This window comes from Corallococcus interemptor, assembly GCF_003668875.1.
Lineage (GTDB): Bacteria > Myxococcota > Myxococcia > Myxococcales > Myxococcaceae > Corallococcus > Corallococcus interemptor.
Genome location: NZ_RAWM01000056.1, coordinates 22,047 through 38,956 on the forward strand (window position 1 = coordinate 22,047; position 16,910 = coordinate 38,956).

At 69.6% G+C, this 16,910-nt stretch carries 15 protein-coding genes and 1 pseudogene; 3 read left to right on the forward strand and 13 right to left on the reverse strand.

The genetic code is table 11. The features are described from left to right. Positions 1-59: 59 nt before the first annotated feature. The 3 genes from D7X96_RS20575 to D7X96_RS20585 all read right to left on the reverse strand — a co-directional run bounded on the left by D7X96_RS20575 (position 60) and on the right by D7X96_RS20585 (position 1,687). Entirely contained in the window at positions 60-545 is a 486-nt protein-coding gene (locus D7X96_RS20575; protein WP_121723924.1) for a hypothetical protein, read from the reverse strand. 121 nt (positions 546-666) lie between these two features. Further along, a complete protein-coding gene (locus D7X96_RS20580) occupies positions 667-1,044 on the reverse strand; it encodes a response regulator transcription factor (protein WP_120549071.1) in 378 nt (125 codons plus the stop codon). 190 nt (positions 1,045-1,234) lie between these two features. Next, a complete protein-coding gene (locus D7X96_RS20585) occupies positions 1,235-1,687 on the reverse strand; it encodes a Fur family transcriptional regulator (protein ID WP_120549072.1) in 453 nt (150 codons plus the stop codon). 278 nt (positions 1,688-1,965) lie between these two features. Between D7X96_RS20585 and D7X96_RS20590 the strand changes: the two genes are divergently transcribed. Together D7X96_RS20590 and D7X96_RS20595 are read left to right on the forward strand one after the other, a co-directional pair. Beyond that, positions 1,966-3,948: a sensor histidine kinase gene (locus D7X96_RS20590; RefSeq protein ID WP_208647347.1), complete on the forward strand. Its 1,983-nt coding sequence runs from the start codon at positions 1,966-1,968 to the stop codon at positions 3,946-3,948. A 98-nt stretch (positions 3,949-4,046) separates the two neighbouring features. Further along, positions 4,047-4,457 carry a PleD family two-component system response regulator gene (locus D7X96_RS20595; protein WP_147442772.1) on the forward strand — a complete coding sequence of 137 codons (411 nt, stop codon included), beginning with the start codon at positions 4,047-4,049 and terminating at the stop codon, positions 4,455-4,457. Here D7X96_RS20595 and D7X96_RS20600 read toward each other — a convergent pair. The 8 genes and pseudogenes from D7X96_RS20600 to D7X96_RS20635 all read right to left on the reverse strand — a co-directional run bounded on the left by D7X96_RS20600 (position 4,399) and on the right by D7X96_RS20635 (position 14,221). After that, positions 4,399-6,036 carry a sensor histidine kinase gene (locus tag D7X96_RS20600; RefSeq protein ID WP_120549074.1) on the reverse strand — a complete coding sequence of 546 codons (1,638 nt, stop codon included), beginning with the start codon at positions 6,034-6,036 and terminating at the stop codon, positions 4,399-4,401. The two genes, D7X96_RS20595 and D7X96_RS20600, sit on opposite strands and share 59 nt — an antisense overlap. Before the next feature lie 210 nt (positions 6,037-6,246). Further along, positions 6,247-6,618, reverse strand: a complete 372-nt coding sequence (locus tag D7X96_RS20605; protein WP_120549075.1) for a DUSAM domain-containing protein — start codon at positions 6,616-6,618, stop codon at positions 6,247-6,249. Between the two features lie 2 nt (positions 6,619-6,620). Next, entirely contained in the window at positions 6,621-7,016 is a 396-nt protein-coding gene (locus D7X96_RS20610; protein WP_244219668.1) for an imm11 family protein, read from the reverse strand. A 202-nt stretch (positions 7,017-7,218) separates the two neighbouring features. Then, positions 7,219-8,517: pseudogene (locus tag D7X96_RS20615) on the reverse strand (AHH domain-containing protein). A 170-nt stretch (positions 8,518-8,687) separates the two neighbouring features. Next, the gene (locus D7X96_RS20620) at positions 8,688-9,710 is read right to left on the reverse strand and encodes a deoxyhypusine synthase family protein (protein ID WP_120549077.1); all 1,023 of its coding nucleotides are present in this window, start codon (positions 9,708-9,710) and stop codon (positions 8,688-8,690) included. A gap of 164 nt (positions 9,711-9,874) precedes the next feature. After that, positions 9,875-10,600, reverse strand: a complete 726-nt coding sequence (gene sitI6, locus D7X96_RS20625) for a SitI6 family double-CXXCG motif immunity protein (RefSeq protein ID WP_120549078.1) — start codon at positions 10,598-10,600, stop codon at positions 9,875-9,877. Positions 10,601-10,625: 25 nt separating this feature from the next. Continuing rightward, the gene (sitA6, locus tag D7X96_RS20630; protein ID WP_120549079.1) at positions 10,626-11,276 is read right to left on the reverse strand and encodes a SitA6 family polymorphic toxin lipoprotein; all 651 of its coding nucleotides are present in this window, start codon (positions 11,274-11,276) and stop codon (positions 10,626-10,628) included. 65 nt (positions 11,277-11,341) lie between these two features. Next, complete coding sequence (locus D7X96_RS20635) at positions 11,342-14,221, reverse strand: sensor histidine kinase (protein ID WP_121770519.1); 2,880 nt, start codon at positions 14,219-14,221, stop codon at positions 11,342-11,344. A gap of 185 nt (positions 14,222-14,406) precedes the next feature. Here D7X96_RS20635 and D7X96_RS20640 point away from each other — a divergent pair, with 185 nt between their 5' ends. Next, complete coding sequence (locus tag D7X96_RS20640) at positions 14,407-14,787, forward strand: response regulator (RefSeq protein ID WP_120549081.1); 381 nt, start codon at positions 14,407-14,409, stop codon at positions 14,785-14,787. A 10-nt stretch (positions 14,788-14,797) separates the two neighbouring features. On the opposite strand, the gene D7X96_RS20645 is transcribed toward D7X96_RS20640, so the two are convergent. Next, a complete protein-coding gene (locus D7X96_RS20645) occupies positions 14,798-15,193 on the reverse strand; it encodes a response regulator (protein WP_233609779.1) in 396 nt (131 codons plus the stop codon). Between the two features lie 80 nt (positions 15,194-15,273). Beyond that, positions 15,274-16,818, reverse strand: coding sequence for a sensor histidine kinase (locus tag D7X96_RS20650; RefSeq protein ID WP_121723007.1), 1,545 nt, complete (start codon positions 16,816-16,818; stop codon positions 15,274-15,276). Between the last annotated feature and the right edge of the window lie 92 nt (positions 16,819-16,910).

The window sequence follows — 16,910 nt, forward strand, 5'->3', positions numbered from 1 at the left end:
CGGGCCCGCTTCCAGGGGTGGAAGCGGGCCCGGCGAAGAAAACCTGTCCGGCGGTCGGACTACTTCTTGGCCTTGGGCGAGGTGGCCTTCAGCTCCAGCGCGATGGGGTCATCCCCCTCCAGCTGGAACTTCGCGCGCACGGTGGCGCCCTCGGGCAGCTCGCTCGCCTTCACGGCCTTGCCGTCCAGGGTCACCTTCGTCTGGTCGCGCACGTCCAGCTTCACCTCCGGCAGCGTGTCCTTGCGCGCCAGGGTGATGTCGTCGCCTTCCTTGGCCTTCACGGTGCCTTCCAGGTCGAAGGCGTGCTTCCCCGTCCACACGCCCGTCTTCCCCGCGGCCTCCTTGGAGGTGTCCTTGCCCACGACCTTCTTGGCGGTGTCACCGATGGCGGGGCCCACCTCCTGGGCCTCGATGCCCGTGGACGGGCCGTCAATCTGCCGCGCGCTGGGCGCTTCCTTCGACGGGTTCTGCGGCGTGCCGGTGGCGTCCTGCGCGAAGGCAGCCGTCCCCAGGCACATCACTGCCGCGACGATGAGCTTCTTCATGGTCCCGCTCCCTTTCGTGTATGGGTTTCGCGTCTGTGCTCAAGGGTGGGGCGGCCTGGCTCCGGCGCCAACCGGACCCTCGCACCCACGCCGCCCCACCGCAGGTGGGGCAGGCAGGCGTTCAGACCGGCAGGCACAGCTGCTTCACGGTGGACAGCAGCGCGGACAAATCCAGCGGCTTGCGCAGGTAGCCCGCCACGCCCATGCCATCCACCGTGTCGCGCACGTCCAGGTCCGCGCTGGCCACGACCACCGGGATGTCCGAGCACGCGCGCTCGTGGCGCAGCGCCTCGCGGAACGCGATGCCGTCCATGCGCGGCATCATCAGGTCCAGGAGGATGAGCTGGGGCCGGGGCTCCGACGAGCGCAGCCGCTCCAGCGCCTCCAGCCCGTCCGCCGCCAGCTGTACGGCGTAGCCCTCCAGCTCCAGCGCGTCCTGGAGTGCATCCCGGATGTCCATGTCGTCGTCGACGACCAGCAACGTGTGATGGGCTTCCATCCCAATCCCCCTGCGAACCCTGGGGCACCCGCGCCGTTCCCCGAGCCGGAACGGCGGGTCCCCGCCTTCGCCAGCACGAATCTGTACCCGGGAATGAGAGAGCGGAAGCTGGGATGTAGGCGTGTGCCTACCAGTGAGCACATCCACGCCATGGGCTCGCCTGACGGGCTGCCCTACGTCCTGGCGGGGGCTACTCGCAGCGGTCGCAGAGGCCGCGCAGCTGGATCTCCACGGCGCGCTGGGTCACGGCGCGGGGGACGCCCCGGGCGGTGGTGAGGCGCACGGACTCCTCCGGCAGGCAGGACACGGTGCCGCAGTCGGTGCAGGTGAAGTGGGGGTGGTTGTTGGCGTGCTCGGTGGCGCCGGCGCGCTTGAGCTCGAAGCGCCAGACGTGGTCGCCCAGGTCGGCGCGCACGACGAGGCCGGCCTCGGTGAGGTCGGTGAGGTTGCGGTAGATGGTGACGCGGTCGTAGCCCTCGCCCCCCAGCTCCTCCACCAGGTCCGCGTGGCTCATGGGGGCGGTGGCGGTCTCCAGCTTGCGCAGCACGGCCACGCGGGGAGCGGTGCTGCGCAACCCCGCGGCGCGAATCCGGTCCTGGAACCCGGTCAGCTTCTCCTGCGCCGCGACTCTCTTTGCACCCATGCGCGGTCGAATAACACACCGCCGCCGCCACGTCCCCACGCCGCTGCAAACGAAGTGTACCTGTAGCCCGGTTGTACCAGTGACGCGGCAGGCCAGCGGCGCGTTCCCCTGCTCCGAGGCCTTCCAACTTCCAACACTTCCAAAGGGTTGCCTTGACTCAAAGGCCCCTGTCACCAGACTGCGCCCTTTGCACACCCTGGTCGCGCGGGCCGTTGGGGTCCCGCCTTCCAGAACGACCTGTCGTCCGCGCCCGTCCTTCCGTTTCTCCCTCCTCCCTGATGAAGCCCTCCCTGCTGCTCGTCGAAGCCCCGGGCCCGCACCGGGAGCTCCTGTCCCTGGCGTTCCAGAGCCAGGGCTGGCGGGTGCTGCTGGCGGCGGGGGTGGAGGCGCTGTCGCACGCGCTGCGCGAGTCCCCGCCGGTGCACCTGGTGCTGGCGGCGGGGCCGCTGCTGAGCTCGGTGGCGGGGCTGGTGGACGCGCTGCGCGGGGCGCTGGCCACGTCCGGGGCCCGGCTCTGGGTGGAGGCCCCCGCGGCCGAGCAGGACGCCCTGCGGAGGCTGGGGGTGCCGGTGACGGGCTTCCTGTCGCCGGGCCTGTCGCTGGGCGCGCGGGTGGAGGCGGTGCGTCAGGCCCTGCCCGCGGAGGCACGGGAGGCGGAGGGCCGCCGGACCGTGTTGCGGGTGCTGGTGGCGGAGGATGACCCGGTCTACCGCAAGCTCCTGCAGCTGGCGCTGGCCCCCTTCCGCTTCGAGCTGATGGAGGCGGAGGACGGCCTGGCCGCGCTGGAGCTGGCGCGGCGGCACCCGCCGGACATCGTGCTGGCGGACGTGCTGATGCCCCGCCTGGACGGCTTCCGGCTGTGCCTGGCCCTGCGCCAGGATCCGAAGCTCGCGCGCCTGCCGGTCATCCTCACGCACGCCACCGCGCCGGACGAACTGGACCTGCGCATGGCGGCCAACGTGGGGGCCAACGGCTTCGTGCGGCGCACGCAGGGGGACGACGAGCTGGTGGCCACGCTCTTGCGTGAGGCGCGCGCGGAGGGCCCGCTGCCCGCCCCCGTGCCCGGCGAGCTGTCCACGGAGACGCACCTGTATTCGATGGTCCGCCAGCTGGAGCGGCGGGTGGGCCTGCTGGAGCAGGCCGAGCGCACCGCGCGCGAGAGCGAGGAGCGCTACCGGCTGGTGGTGGCCGGGTCCTATGACGGTGTGTGGGATTGGGACGTGCGCAACCAGCGCATGTACTGGAGCCCGCGCCTGCTGGAGATGCTGGGGCTCAAGCCGGAGGACTTCCCGGGGACGTCCGAGGCGTTCCTCGCGCGGGTGCACCCGGAGGACCGGGACGAGGTGGCGTCCGCGCTGGCGCGGCACCTGGAGCAGGGCACGCCCTACGACGTGTCGTTCCGGCTGAAGCACGAGGCCGGGGGCTACCGCTCGTGCGTGAGCCGGGGCCGGGCCCTCCGCGACGCGCAGGGCCGGCCGGTGCGCATGGCGGGCATCATTGGCGACGTGACGGAGCAGCTGCGGCTGTACCGCGAGGCGCGTGAGGCGGTGCGCGTGCGGGACGAGTTCCTGGCGGTGGCCGCGCATGAGTTGCGCACGCCCCTGGCCGCGCTGCGGCTGCGCGTGCAGGGCTCGGCGGCGGCGCTGAAGCACGAGCACCCGGTGGCGCCGGAGCGGCTGGAGCGCGCGCTGGTGGCGGCGGACCGGCAGGTGCAGCGGCTGGCGGACCTGGTGGAGGGGCTGCTGGACGTGTCGCAGATGCAGGGCCACGCGCCCCGGCTGAACCTGGAGGACGTGGACCTGGGGCAGGTGGTGCGGGACGTGGTGGTGCGCTCGGAGGAGATGGCGACGCGCGCGGGGTGCCTGCTGGTGGTGCGGGAAGTGGCGTCCGCGGTGGGCCGCTGGGACGCGCTGCGGCTGGGGCAGGTGGTGACGCACCTGCTGGTGAACGCGGTGAAGTTCGGTCCGGGCAAGCCCGTGGAGCTGGAGGTCCGGGCGGACGGGGACGAGGCCTTGCTGGTGGTGCGCGACCACGGCATCGGCATCGCGCCGGACCGGGTGGACGGCCTGTTCCGCCGCTTCGAGCGGGCGGTGCCCACGCGCAACTACGGCGGGCTGGGGTTGGGCCTGTACCGCCTGCATCGCATCGTGGAGGCGCACGGCGGCGAGGTGGCGGTGACGAGCACGCCGGGCCAGGGCGCCACCTTCAAGGTGCGGCTGCCCCTCGCGGGGCCTCCGGTGGTTCCGGTGGGCCACGCCTGAAAGGCGGTCGTCCGGCTGGCCGGCGCTCTGTCGGGTGAGTCACAGTGGCGGACCCTGGGACGCTTTTCACCGGATGCGGAGGATGCAACTTCCTTCGCATGGGAAAACGACCCACCGTGCTGGTGCTCAACGGGAGCGAGGATCTCATCGAGGCACTGGAAGAGGTGCTGGACGAGGCGGGCTTCCAGACGAAGGGCGTGCGCGTCCAGGACGTCCTCCGCGGCCCCCTGGACTTCGCCACCCTGGTGCGGGAGACGACGCCAGCGGTCATCGTCTACGACATCAGCGTGCCCTTCGACCTGAGCTGGTACGCGTTCCAGAAGCTGGCCGCGACCCCCGCCGCCGCGGGCATCCCCTTCGTGCTCACCACCACCAACCGGGAGGGCGCGCAGGAGTACACGGGGCCAGATGTCATCGAGTTGCTGTTGAAGCCCTATGACATCGACCAGTTCACCCGGGCGGTTTCGCTGGCGGCGAAGCGGGGGGCTGTCGAGGCAGACGCACGGTGAGGGTGGTGCCGGCCTCCGCCGTGCTCGTCACGCTTACGGTGCCGCCGTGGGCCTGCACCACCTGCCGCACGATGAAGAGCCCCAGGCCGATGCTGCGGTCCGCGCGGTTCTCCCGGTGCGGGGTGCCCCGCTCCAGGGGGGCGAAGAGGCGCGGCAGCAGGTCCTCGGGGATGGGGGCTCCGGCGTTATGCACTTCCAGCACGACGCCGTCGGCTTCACCCCGGCTGACCACCTGGATGGGAGCGGCCGGGTCGCCGTAGGCCAGCGCGTTGCCCAACAGGTTGCTCACCACCTGGGCCAGCCGGTCCGCGTCCCACGTTCCCGCGCCGTCCCCTGTCCATGAATGCAGCAGGACGCGTCCGGGGGCCTGGGACCGCACCTCTTCCACGGCGGCGTCCACCAGGGCGTGGAAGTCCGCGTCCTGGGGATGCAGGGTGAGGCCGCCGTGGCGCACCACGGTGAAGTCCAGCAGGTCGCGGATCATCCGCACGGCGCGCTCGGCGGAGGCGCGGATCCGGCGCACGCGCTTCTCTTGTGCTTCGTCCAGGGAGGTCCGCTCCAGCAGCGACGCGGACAGGAGGACGGCGGACAGGGGGGTGCGCAGGTCGTGGCTCACGATGCCAATGAGCTGCCGCTCGAAGTCCGCGTTCTGGTGGGACTCCCGCTCCAACTGCTTTCGCGCGGTCACGTCCCGCAGGGCACCCACCACCTGGACGACCGCGCCCGCGCCGTCGCGGACGATGAGGGCCTGATCCTCCACGTCCCGCCAGGTACCCCGTGCGTCAAGGAACCGGTGGCTGCTGCGCCACAGGTTTTCGCCCCCGGCGATGGCGTCCCGGAAGCTCCGCCGCACGGTCGCGAGGTCGTCCGGGTGGATGCGCTCGTGCCACCAGTCCTGGCGCGACACCCGAGGGTTTTCCAGTGTCCCCAGCAGGTCCCGGCCGCCGCTGCTCCATTCCAGGGTGTCCGTCTGGGAGTCCCACTCCCAGATGGCGTCCTGGGTGGCACGCGCGGCCAGCCGGAAGCGCTGATCGCTGTTCCAGGCTCGCGACTCCGCGGCGCGGACCTCCGCGAGGGCGCTCTCCGCCAGGGTGCGGCGGGCCTGCTCGTCAGACAGGCTCCGGCGGGTCGTGTTGAGCGCCGCGTTCGACAGCGCCTCCTGCTCGCGCTGCCGCCAGCTCCAGTGTGCGAGCCCCAGCACGCGGGCCGCCAGCTCGGAGGAACGGAACGGCTTGAAGACGTAGTCATTGGCGCCCGCGCCCAGGCCCTCGATGACGTCCTCCGCGCGCTGGTGGGAGGTCAGCAGCAGCACGGGGAGCATCGCCGTGGCCGCGTTGCCCCGGACGAAGGCGCAGACCTCCAGGCCGGTGAGGCCCGGCGTCTCCCGGTCCAGGATGAACACGTCCGGGGGCGTCTGGATGCTCAAGGCCTCCACCAGCACCGCCCCGTCGGAGAACACGGTGACGTCGCACACGGGAGCCAACGCCGAGCGAGCGGCGAGCGCTTCCGTCGGGGAGTCTTCCAGCAGCCAGACCCGCGGAGCACGCGGGGTGGACGTGTTGAGGGGAGCAGGAGACATCAGGGGTGGGTCGTTTCCTATCCGGACCGCCCGGCTGGCGTCCAGATGCGTGGCCTGCTTCACGGGGGCGCCTGGCATCCAGCCGTGCAGGCGCGTTCGTCCGTGCTCGAACGAAGGCGGCGCACCGGGGTGTGCGGTGCCGCGACGACCTCCGTGTGCCTTTCAGCGCCTGGCCCCGCCACAGCGCCGACGTGACGCTCTCCGATGCTGTCAGTCGCCCAGGTCCTCCAGGGCCAGCTCCAACTGCTCGCGGTAGAGCGGCACCACCTCCATGGCGAGCAGGTCCTCCAGCAGCTTCCGCGCTCCAGGCGTGTCACCCGCTCGCACGAGGTCCCGCGCCCTCATCTCCGTGATGTTCAGCCGGATGGAGCCCTCGCGGATCCGCCCGCGCGCTTCGCGAAGCAGGGCCGTCGCGGTGGCCACGCCCTGAACGGCTGCCTGAGCATCGGGCTCGGGGATGCCCACCTGCCGGGCCGTGCGCAGCAGCAACTCGCGCACCTCCGGGGTGAGCACCAGTGCTTCGCCCGCCTCCAGACGTGAAGCCAACTGCCGCACCGGGTCCCAGTCGATGTCCTCGGACATGCTCAGTGCCCGCCCTTCTTCTTGCGCGGCCCCGTCACACGCTCGAAAGAAATGCCCAGATTGCCAATCTGTTCGAGTGCATCCTTGATCGCTTCTGAAACAATAAAGGCGGTCTTGAACTTCATTGGCCTGAGAACGAGAGCACCCTCGGCCTTCGCCGAATCGATTCTCAATCCGGAGATCCAACGGTACGCACCCTGATGCTCAGGATGAGGGTCGTCCTGCTCGTAAGGCTGTAGTCCCTCGCAGTTCGCTTCATCAATGCAATCAACGGTCTTGAGTGCATTGACGATGCAGTAGCGCTCTGGCGCACCTTCTACCGTCACCGGGAAAAGTTGCACGTCATCAGGAGCCAGCATCTTGAAGGCATCCGCTACTTCTTGGCTGACGATGGGCACTCGCTCTACCCCCGCGAACATGAAGGCGCGTCTCACTCCCTGATTCCGGACCCGAGCCTTGATGGGACCAGGGTGGGGAAGAACACGCCCCGTGGTGAACATCCAAGGTGCCTCGAAGGTCCCTCCGGATGCAGGGACGGGAGTCGTGATGTACCACTGGGGTACATCCGCGATGTCCACCCAATAGAAATGACGTTCCACTTCACTCTCCCGCCTTCACGATTTGACGCCGCAACTTCGAGCCCGGCGTCAGCAGCTCATTTGCAATCTTCGCGAGTTCTTTCAACAACTCGGCCCGGCAGGTCTCAGGGGTCTTGCATGGACTGACGGCATCTTGCAGGCGTCCCACCACTTCGCGGTGGTATGCTGCGGAGTGCGGCCCCTCGTGCCCCTTGAGCCGCACCTTGTTTGCCACGTCCTCCAGACTCATGCCCGCCTTCTCGAAGATTTCCTCGCAGATCGGCGTCCAGGGACCACCCGTTGCCGCGGAGGTGGCATTCTTGTTGGTGCAGATGTGATGAACCGGCCCTTCGGCATCACCTGGAATCTGGTTGTTCGAGTACATCCCAAGAGCTGCAACGGCCCCTGGCGCAAGCGAGACGTTGAGCACGCCCGCAGCGGGCAATGCGATGGACGTCACTCCACCATTCAGAGCCGCCCCCAGCGGGAATCCAGCTTCTGCTTGTGCTCGAAGCGCGGCCAGGGGGAAGCCTGGCAGTTTCGGGCCCTGGGCTGCCATCGCGCTTTTCCCGCCGAGTGACGCGGTGACGAGCAACACCAGGACGCGTGTGCCATTCATACCCAGCACTTTTCCGAAGCGATGACCGATGTCCTGCAATTCAATGACGCTCGTTGCTCTCTCCGCGTCATCCCACAACCGGACGAAGCCCTGGCCAATCTCCCAGACTGGCACCACGCCCAGATAGGCCACCATCGCCGCGGTCAGTGCCACCGCGATGACCTTGGTGACCGGTTCGGGAATCGCCATGGTGAGGAGCACGGTCATGGCGGCAGACGTCACCATCGCTCGGAGCATCACCGGGTTCAGCATCTTGCCAACCTCGGCCTCGACACTTTCCCATACGGTATCGAGCGCGAAGGACAGGGCCATCAGCGTCCGGTCCTTGCGCGAGAAAGTCAGTCCCGTTCCGCCCACCAGGGACAAGCATTCGTCAGAATCGGGGCAGATGCGCGCGTACAGTGACTCAGGTGAACTTCCTCAGTTGGAATCCGCGAGGCCTTTCGTGGACGCGAGTAGGGACCTGGACCGTACCCACTCTCGCTGGCCCGCCGCATCTGACTCGCGGAATGCAACCTCCATGCGCATGTCGAGGATGAGTTGCGTGAGGGCCGCCTTGAATTCCTTCTCAGTCACTTCGACCGGATCGACGTCGACGGACGCGTGGATGACTCGCTGTCCATTTCCGGCATCGATATGGACAACACGGGTGGTGGCGCAGCCTGAAATCAGCAGCAGGGCGATGACTCCGACCAGCCTCATGGAACCCCCGACTGTATCCTCCAGTAACCAGGAGGTGCGGTATCCTGACTTTGTGCTGATGCCCATCGACTCACAAGGTCTGTCCTGGTTTCAAGCGATGGGGGTGAGTTGCCAGCGTGCCGCACCTGCCGACGCCCGCCGTCTGATGCGACGGCGGGCGGGCTGTCACGTCAGCGCCGGTGTCTGGCGATGAGCGCGTTCGCCGCTTCCGGCTGGCGCTGGCACTCCAGCAGCGCGCTCAGCATCAGCGGCGCGACGATGGTGGCGTCCGACTCGATGACGAACATCGGCGTCTGTTCCGTGAGCTTGTCCCAGGTGATCTTCTCGTTGGGCGTGGCCCCCGAGTACGAGCCGTAGGACGTCGTCGAGTCGCTGATCTGGCAGAAGTACGCCCACGGCTTCACCGGCTGTTGCAGGTCGTACTTCGTCGACGGCACCACGCAGATGGGGAAGTCCCCGGCGATGCCGCCTCCAATCTGGAAGAAGCCGACCCCCTTCCCCGCGGAGAGCTCCGCGTAGCGGTCGTAGAAGTCGGCCATGTACTCGATGCCTGACTTGACGATGCTCGCGCCGCACTCGCCCGTCTTCACGTAGGACGCGAAGATGTTCCCGAACGTCGAGTCCTCGTAGCCGGGAACCACGATGGGCAGCTTGCGCTTCGCCGCCTCCAGCAGCCAGCAGGCCTCGGGGTCCCCCTCGTACGCCGAGGGCTCCAGCACCTGGATGAGCTCGTAGAAGTACTCGTGCCAGAAGCGGCGCTCGCCCTTTCGCGATGCGGTCTTCCACATGGGGACGATGAACTTCTCCACCGCCCGGAACGCCTCGTCCTCCGGGATGCTCGTGTCGGTGACCCGGCGCATCCGCTGATCCAGGATGCGCGTGTCATCCTGCTTGGTCATGTAGCGGTACTCGGGGAAGTCCTTGTACGCCGCGTGCGCGACGAGCCGGAAGAGCGACTCCTCCAGGTTGGCGCCCGTCACCGACAGGCCGTGGATCAACCCCGCGCGGATGGCGGGCGCGAGCGTGATGCCCAGCTGCGCGGAGGACATCGCGCCCGCGACGCTCCAGAACATCCGGCCACCGTCCGACACGTGCTCCCAGTAGGACAGGAGCGCGTCACGCGTCGCGCGGGCGTTGAAGTTCTTGTAGTTCGTGAGGACGAAATCGAGGACGGGAAGTTCGGACGCGGGCATGCGGGCCTCCAGCAACGAGAGTGATGCTCGGGAGGCGCCAGACGCACGAATGCCACCCGAGGACCCCCTACGGTCACGACGCAGGGTCGTGCCGCCATCGGGGCGTCGAGTGGCTGCGGTTTCACTAACACGGGGTGCCGGGTGGCGCCACCCCGCGGGCAGGCTCAGCGGGTTGGCAGCTCGCGAAAGGTGATGCCTTCCAGGCCCCGGGTGAGCACGGCTTCGCGGAAGCGATGGGTGGCGATGATCATCGTGGCGAAGTTGCCCACGCGGAACAGGTCCACGCCCGTGGGCAAGGAGGCCGCTTCGAGGAGGGGAGACTCCGGCCGGCTCAGTCCCGTTCTTCCACATGTGGTGCAGGGAGGCGGCAGGTCGTCCGGAAGGCAGTCCCGGTGGAGCCGTCCCTGGGGTTCCACCTGGAGTTCCATCAGTTCCTGGGGGGATTGCTTCCGGAACCGGAGCATCGCCTTGCAGCCCATCAGTCCGCGCACGCCCTGCGTCTGCATGTGTTCGAAGGCATCGCGGGTCATCATCAGCAGCGCATCTCCCATCCAGACACATGGGGCGAAGCGTCCCGTGGCGGTGCCCGTCAGTGGGCCGAACTTCGTCCCAGGAGGAAGAGATGCGCCCGAGGGAGCCCAGGGCCGGACCTGCTCGCGAAGCCGGGCGAATTCATGGAAGGGCTCCGCGCGGGGTTCCTCGAAAGAGGCTCGCTCCGGGAGTGCGCCGAGGTCCACGCAAGGATACTCGTGGCCGGCGTTGCTCCAGGTCTGGCCACATCCCGGGCAACTCTTGATGCCCGGGAGACCCCAGGGGTGACGCGCGTTCAAATCCCCGCTGTAGCGCCTGGCCACGTCGCGGTCCTCGGTCACCCAGAAAAACGGATCCACCCCTTGGCTCCTTCGCGCTGAGGCGTCAGTTGTACTTCTGGATGGGGCCGCCCAGGAGCTGGAATCGATAGATGAGTTCTCCCGCGTGTTTGAAGATCTCCACGGGCGGGGCTTCCGGATGGGCGTTCTTGTAGTCCTTCCAGGCCTGATTCCACTCCCCGCCTCGCGGTCCTCCGTTGTGGATGCGTTGATGGATGTGGCGCGGGATGGGCAGGGTGTACAGGTGGATGTCGATGCCCTTCTCCTTGAACCACGCCGCCAGTTCAGGCGCCTGGGGGAAGATGTGATGCTTCTCGAAGCGACCGGCTGGGAGCTGGCGCTGGGGCGGGACGGGCCTGGGCGTGCCGTACCAGGGGAACACCATGATGGGTTCCCCGCCGCCGGGAAGGTTCATGGCGCTGCCCCAGTTGCGCTGGGGGCCACCTCCCGGTGCGGGCGCTGCGACGGCGGGCGGCGGACGTGGTGGCAGACCGCGCACCAGCACCACGTCTCCAGGCACGTCCTCGCAGCGGTAGAAGCCACAGGCGTCATCCCCGCACAGCAGGGCGACGCAGTGATCCTCGGCGGGCTCGCCGCACTCCACCTCCGCCTCTTCCCATTGCGTCAGGAGTGCCGTTGGAGTCGCGCACGCTCCCAGAAGCAACACCCACAGGCCGCACGACAGGAATTTCCGCATAGGCCGCAAAGGCTAGCAGTGCGGTCTGTCAGGCCATTCCAGCCGAAGCTTCGCCACCCCGGTCCTTACGCGTCCACGTGCGGCAGCCTCACCGTGAAGGTCGTGCCCGCCACCCGGGTGGACGTCACGTCGATGGTGCCTCCGTGCGCGTGCACGATGGTCCTCACGATGTAGAGCCCCAGGCCCACGCTGCGGGTCGCCGCGTCCATGCCCGGCACCCCTCGCTGCATGGGCTGGAAGATGCGCGGCAGCAGGCCCGGCGCGATGGGCGCTCCGCCGTTGTGCACCTCCAGCACGACGGCCCCAGGCACCTCCTTCAGACGCAGCGCCACCGGCGTGTCCTCCGGCGAGTACTTCAATGCGTTGCCCAATAGATTGATGAGCAATTGCGTGACGCGGTCCGGATCCCAGCAGCCCCGCAGCCCGGCCTGGGGCAGCGACAGCTGGAGGTCCCGCTCCGGCGCGGTCATCCGCACCTCCTCCACCACCTGGCGCACCAGCGCCCCCAGCTCCAACTCCTGACACTGCACCGGCAGGCCGCCGCCCATGCGCGCCTGGGTGAAGTCCAGCAGGTCGCGGATCATCCGCACCGCGCGCTCCGCCGAGTTCTGGATGCGCAGCACGGCCTTCGTCGCGTGCTCGCTCAACTCCTCCCGCTTGAGCAGCGACGACGTGCCCAGGGTGATGGCGCTCAGCGGGTTGCGCAGGTCGTGCGACACGATGCCCACCAGGTACTGCTCGAACTCCGCGCGCTGGCGCGCCGCCTCCTCCGCCAGCTTGCGCTCCGTGATGTCCAGCCCCGTGCCCACGAAGCGCACGGGCCGCCCGTCCGGCGCGAAGTGCACGTGGCCCCGGCCGGAAATCCAGCGCACCGGTTGGCCGCCCCGCGGAGGCCGTACGCGGAACTCACTGGCGTACTCGCCGGAGCCTCCGGGCCGGGCCGCCTCCGCCATCGCGTGCTCCACCAGGCGCCGGTCCTCCTCGAAGACGAACTGCATGGCCTCGTCGAGCAGCACCTCGCCTTGCGCGGGCAGGCCCAGCATGGCGCGGAAGCGCGCGTCCCAGGTTCCCCGGCCCGTGGCCAGCTCGATGTCCCAGCTGCCCATGTCCGCCGCGTCCAGCGCCAGCCGCAGGCGCTCCTCGCTGGCCTGGAGTGTCGTGGCCAGGCCCTCCGCCCGCTGACGGGCCTGCACGGCCTCCGTGACCTCGCTGGCGACGACGAGGATGCCCTCGATGCCGACCTCCGCCACGTGCAGCGGCTGGTAGACGAGGTTGAAGTACGCGTCCTCCAGGGCGCCGCTCGCGGCCCGGGCCAGCCGCACGTGCACCTCCTGGCCTACGTAGGGCATCCCCGTGGCGAGGACCCCGTCGAGCATCTCCCGGATGCCCTGGCCCTCCACCTCCGGCAGCGCCTCGAGCACGGGCCTCCCCAGCACCTGCTCCATGGGACGCCCCCAGAGCTGGCAGACGCGGTCGTTGGCCAGCGCCACGACGTGCGCGGACCCCCGGAGGATGGCGAGCGCGACGGGTGCCTGCCGCAGGAGCGAGTGCAGCTGGCTGAGCTCCGTGTCCGCCCGCAGACGCGCGGTGCGGGCCTCGCTGAGCAACCGCTCGTGCCCGTGCTCCACCTCCCACCGCGAGGTGACGTCCTGGAGGGCGCCCACCACGCGCAGGCCCCGCCCCGTCGCGTCGCGCAGGATGACGGCCGTGTCCAGCACCCGTATGGCCTCGCCCCGCCGGTTGATGAAGCGGTACTCGTCCTGCCAGCGCGCCTGGGTGCCCTGGATGGCCGCGTGGATGCCGGTCTCCACCCGCTCGCGGTCCTCCGGGTGGATGCGCGCCACCCACCAGTCCACCAGGGGGCCCATCTCCTCGGGCGCGAAGCCCAGGAGCCGGCGCGTCTCCCCGCTCCAGGTCACCTCCCGGGTGCGCAGGTTCCAATCCCAGACAGTGTCCGCCGCGGCCTGGCTGGCCAGCCGGTAGCGCGTCTCCGACGCCTCCAGCCGCGCGTTGACCTCATGCAGCTGGCCCATCAACAGCGCGCGGTCGAGGATGCCGGAGAGGTACTCCACCAGCGTCTCCAGGAAGCGCTTGGTCTGCGGCGGCACCGGCCGCGCCTCCGCGAAGCCCACGCACAGCACGCCCATCAAATCGCCATGGGGCCACAGCCGCAGGCCCAGCAGCGTGCTCCAGCCGCCGGCCTCCAGCCCGTCGCGCTCGAAGGCCTCCAGGCCCCGCGCCTGCGTGAGCGCCAGCGGCTCCTCCGAGCGCGCCACGCGGCCCAGGAAGGACGGCCCCTGCGCGTCCACCGGCCGGCCCGGAGGCGGGACGAGGTGCGCGGTGTGCGCGACGGGGACCATCCTCCGCCCGCCCGCGTCCACGAGGAACAGCTCCGCGCCGGTGGCCTCCATCGCTCGCACGATGAGCTCCACCATCGGCTTCACCCGGCCCTGGAGGTCCGCGCCAGGCGCCAGCGCGCGGGGCGCCAGCGCGTCCAGTTGCCGCAGGAAGCGCTTCTCCCGCTGACGGTCCTCCAGCGAGTAGCCGGAGAAGAGGACCACCACGTGGTCCATGGCCTCCTCCAGCTGCTGGAAGAGGCAGTGCATGCCGCTGGCGCTGGGCTTGCGCTCTGGCTGGGCGTCCTCCCAGAGCTGGGGGATGAGCCGCCCCAGGAGCGCGTACTCGTCCGTCGCGTCCTCTTGCGTGGCGCCCACGCGCAGCCGCAGGTTGATGTGGGCTTCCTCCAGGCGCTCGCGCCTCTCCAGCCGCTCCGGCGTGGCGCCGTGCCGGCAGATGGCCGCCACCACGTGCAGGTACTCCGGCAGCGTGGAGATGACCTCGGACGGCTTCAGTCCCTGCGTGCTCTCCAGCCCGCGCGCGGCCTCCGCGAAGCGCCGCACCAGGACGTCCAGATTTGCTTCGATGAAGTCCGCGACGAGGTTCATGGGCCCGTAGAGAAGGGGGTAGGGGCTCGGGCACCCAGGCGCAATGGACCCACCCTTTTTCACCCGTGATTCCAGACAGCCGGCCTGCCGGGCGCACGACCCGTGCGGATCCGCCAGAAGCCACGCCCGGCAGGGAGGCACGTCTTCCTTGGCGCTCGTAGCAATACCTGCGTAGGCTGCTGGCCGTGAGCAGCACCCCTCCGCGTTCCATCATCCTCATCGTCGACGACGAACCGGACCTGCGCGAGGTGGTGGCGGAGCTGCTGGAGATGGAGGACTACACGGTGCTCCAGGCCGCCAATGGCCAGGCCGCCCTGGATGTCCTGGCCGCTCATCATGACGACCAGCCCTGCCTGGTGCTGCTGGACCTGATGATGCCGGTGATGGACGGACACGAGTTCCTCCACCGGATCCAACAGGACGAGCGCTACCGCGCGCTGCCCGTGCTGATGCTCACCGCGCACTTCTCCGCCAAGGCGCCGCCGGGCACGGTGGGCCTGTTGCGCAAGCCCGTGGACATCGCGGAGCTGCTGGCCATGGTGGCGCGGCACTGCCCCGCGGCCTGAGGCGCGCGGCTCACTCCCGGACGGAGTGCACGGCGATGGCGTCCAGCAGCGCCTCCAGCTTCACCGGCTTGCCCAGCCGCCCGGCCACGCCCTGCGGCAGCGGCAGGGTGGGGTGCGCCGTCAGCACCAGCACCCGCGTCAGCGCGAGCGCGCCCGTGTTGCGCAGGTGCTCGATGAAGGCGTGGCCGTCCATCACCGGCATCACCAGGTCCAGCAGGATGAGGGAGGGCATCCGCTCCTGCCGGCTCAGCACGTGGAGCGCGTCCTGGCCGTTCACCGCCGTGAGGACCTGGTAGCCCTCCGACTGGAGGATTTCACGCAGCGCCTCGCGGACGTCTTCGTTGTTCTCGACGAGGAGCAGGGTGACGCGGTGTTGCGGAATGGACACGCTTGCACGGTAGGGCACGGGTCCCGGCGATACCAGGGGGCTCGTGCGCCTGGACGGCCGGGAGGCACGGGAGCGGGGCGTCGTGCGTCCCTCGTGACTCATGTCTCGCCGCGCGGCAGCGTCAGGGTGAAGACCGTGGCCTTCGTATCCGACGTCACCGTGAGTGAGCCCCGGTGGCCCCGGGCGATCTGATCGGAGATGAAGAGCCCCAGCCCCAGCCCGGACGGCACGTGGGCCGCGGTGCGCGCGCGCTGGAAGGGGTGGAAGAGCAGCTCCAGCTCCTCCGGGGCAATGGGCGGCCCGGGGTTGGTCACCCGCGCGATGGCCTGCTCCGCTTCACCCAGCAGCTCCAGCTCCACGATGGTGTCCGCCGGGCTGTACTGGAGGGCGTTGCCCAGCAGGTTGGAGAGCACCTGCGCCAGCCGGTCCGCGTCCCAGTTTCCCGTCAGGGGGCCGGTGGCCGTCACCCGCACGGTGCGGTGCGGGTGCACCAGCTCCAGCTCCTCCACCACCTGCCGCGCCACCTGGCCCAGGTCCGTGGCTTCCGGGGTCAGCGGGATGCCGCTGCCCAGCCGGCTGCGGGTGAAGTCCAAGAGCTCGGTGATCATCCGCGTCATCCGGTCCGTGCTGTTGATGATGCGGCTGGCGGTGCGCTCCAGCGCCGGGGGCAGCTGCTCGCTGGCGACGAGGAAGCTGGCGCCCATGCGGATGGAGTTGAGGGGGTTGCGCAGGTCGTGGCCCACGATGCCCAGGAAGCGCTCGCGGAACTCCGCGGTCGAGCGCAGCTCGGCCTCCGCCTGCTTGAGCCGGGTGACGTCCACCAGCACGGCGCCCACGCCCACCACCTCGCCCCGGATGGTGCGCACCGGGTGGTAGCCGGCCATCACGTACCGCTCGCCGTGGGACGCGTCCGGGTGCTCCAGGGTGAAGCCCAGCTCCTCCGCGGCCTCGCCCGTCTCCATGACGCGGCGGAGGAGGGGCTCCAGCCGTTCGGCGAACCGGGGCAGGACCTCCGCCAGCGTCCGGCCCGGGTAGGCGTCCACGGACAGCCCGTCCAGCTGCGCCATGCGCGCGTTGACGCGCACGAAGCGCAGGTCCCGGTCCAACAGCGACATCCCCACGGGCGAGGACGTGAGCAGCGCGTCCAGCTGCGCGAACACCTCCGCCTTCTCCTCGGTGGAGCGGCGCACGTCGTCCACCAGCCGCTTGGTGCGCGCGAGCGCGTCCACCCGCGCCCTCACCTCCTCCGTGCGGAAGGGCTTGGACACATAGTCATTGGCGCCCGCGCGCAGCCCCTGCACCAGGTCCTCCGGCCGGTCGTGCGAGGTGAGCAGCAGCACTGGCAATGCCTGGGTTTCACGCTGTCCGCGCAAGAACTGACAGACTTCCGGACCGGACATCCCTGGCATTTCCCAATCCAACACCACGACGTCCGGCGCCCGCCCGGTGTGCAGCCTTTCGAGCATCGCCGCGCCGTCCGGGAACGTCTCCACCTGGAAGCCCGTTCCGAGGGCGGTCTTGATGAAGCGCGCTTCGCTGGCGCTGTCGTCCACCACCCAGACATATGGTGCGGGCTCGGGGGGAAGCAGGGGAAGTCCTGGCGGGCGGGGGAAGGAGGCGTCGGACGGAGGAGGCGGGCGCATGGATGGAATTCAATTCCCCGAGCGGAAATATCAGCAGGCGCAGGGTGCCGGATGTGCGGGCGGGCGTGGCGCTTCGTCGCCCGCCGTGGCAC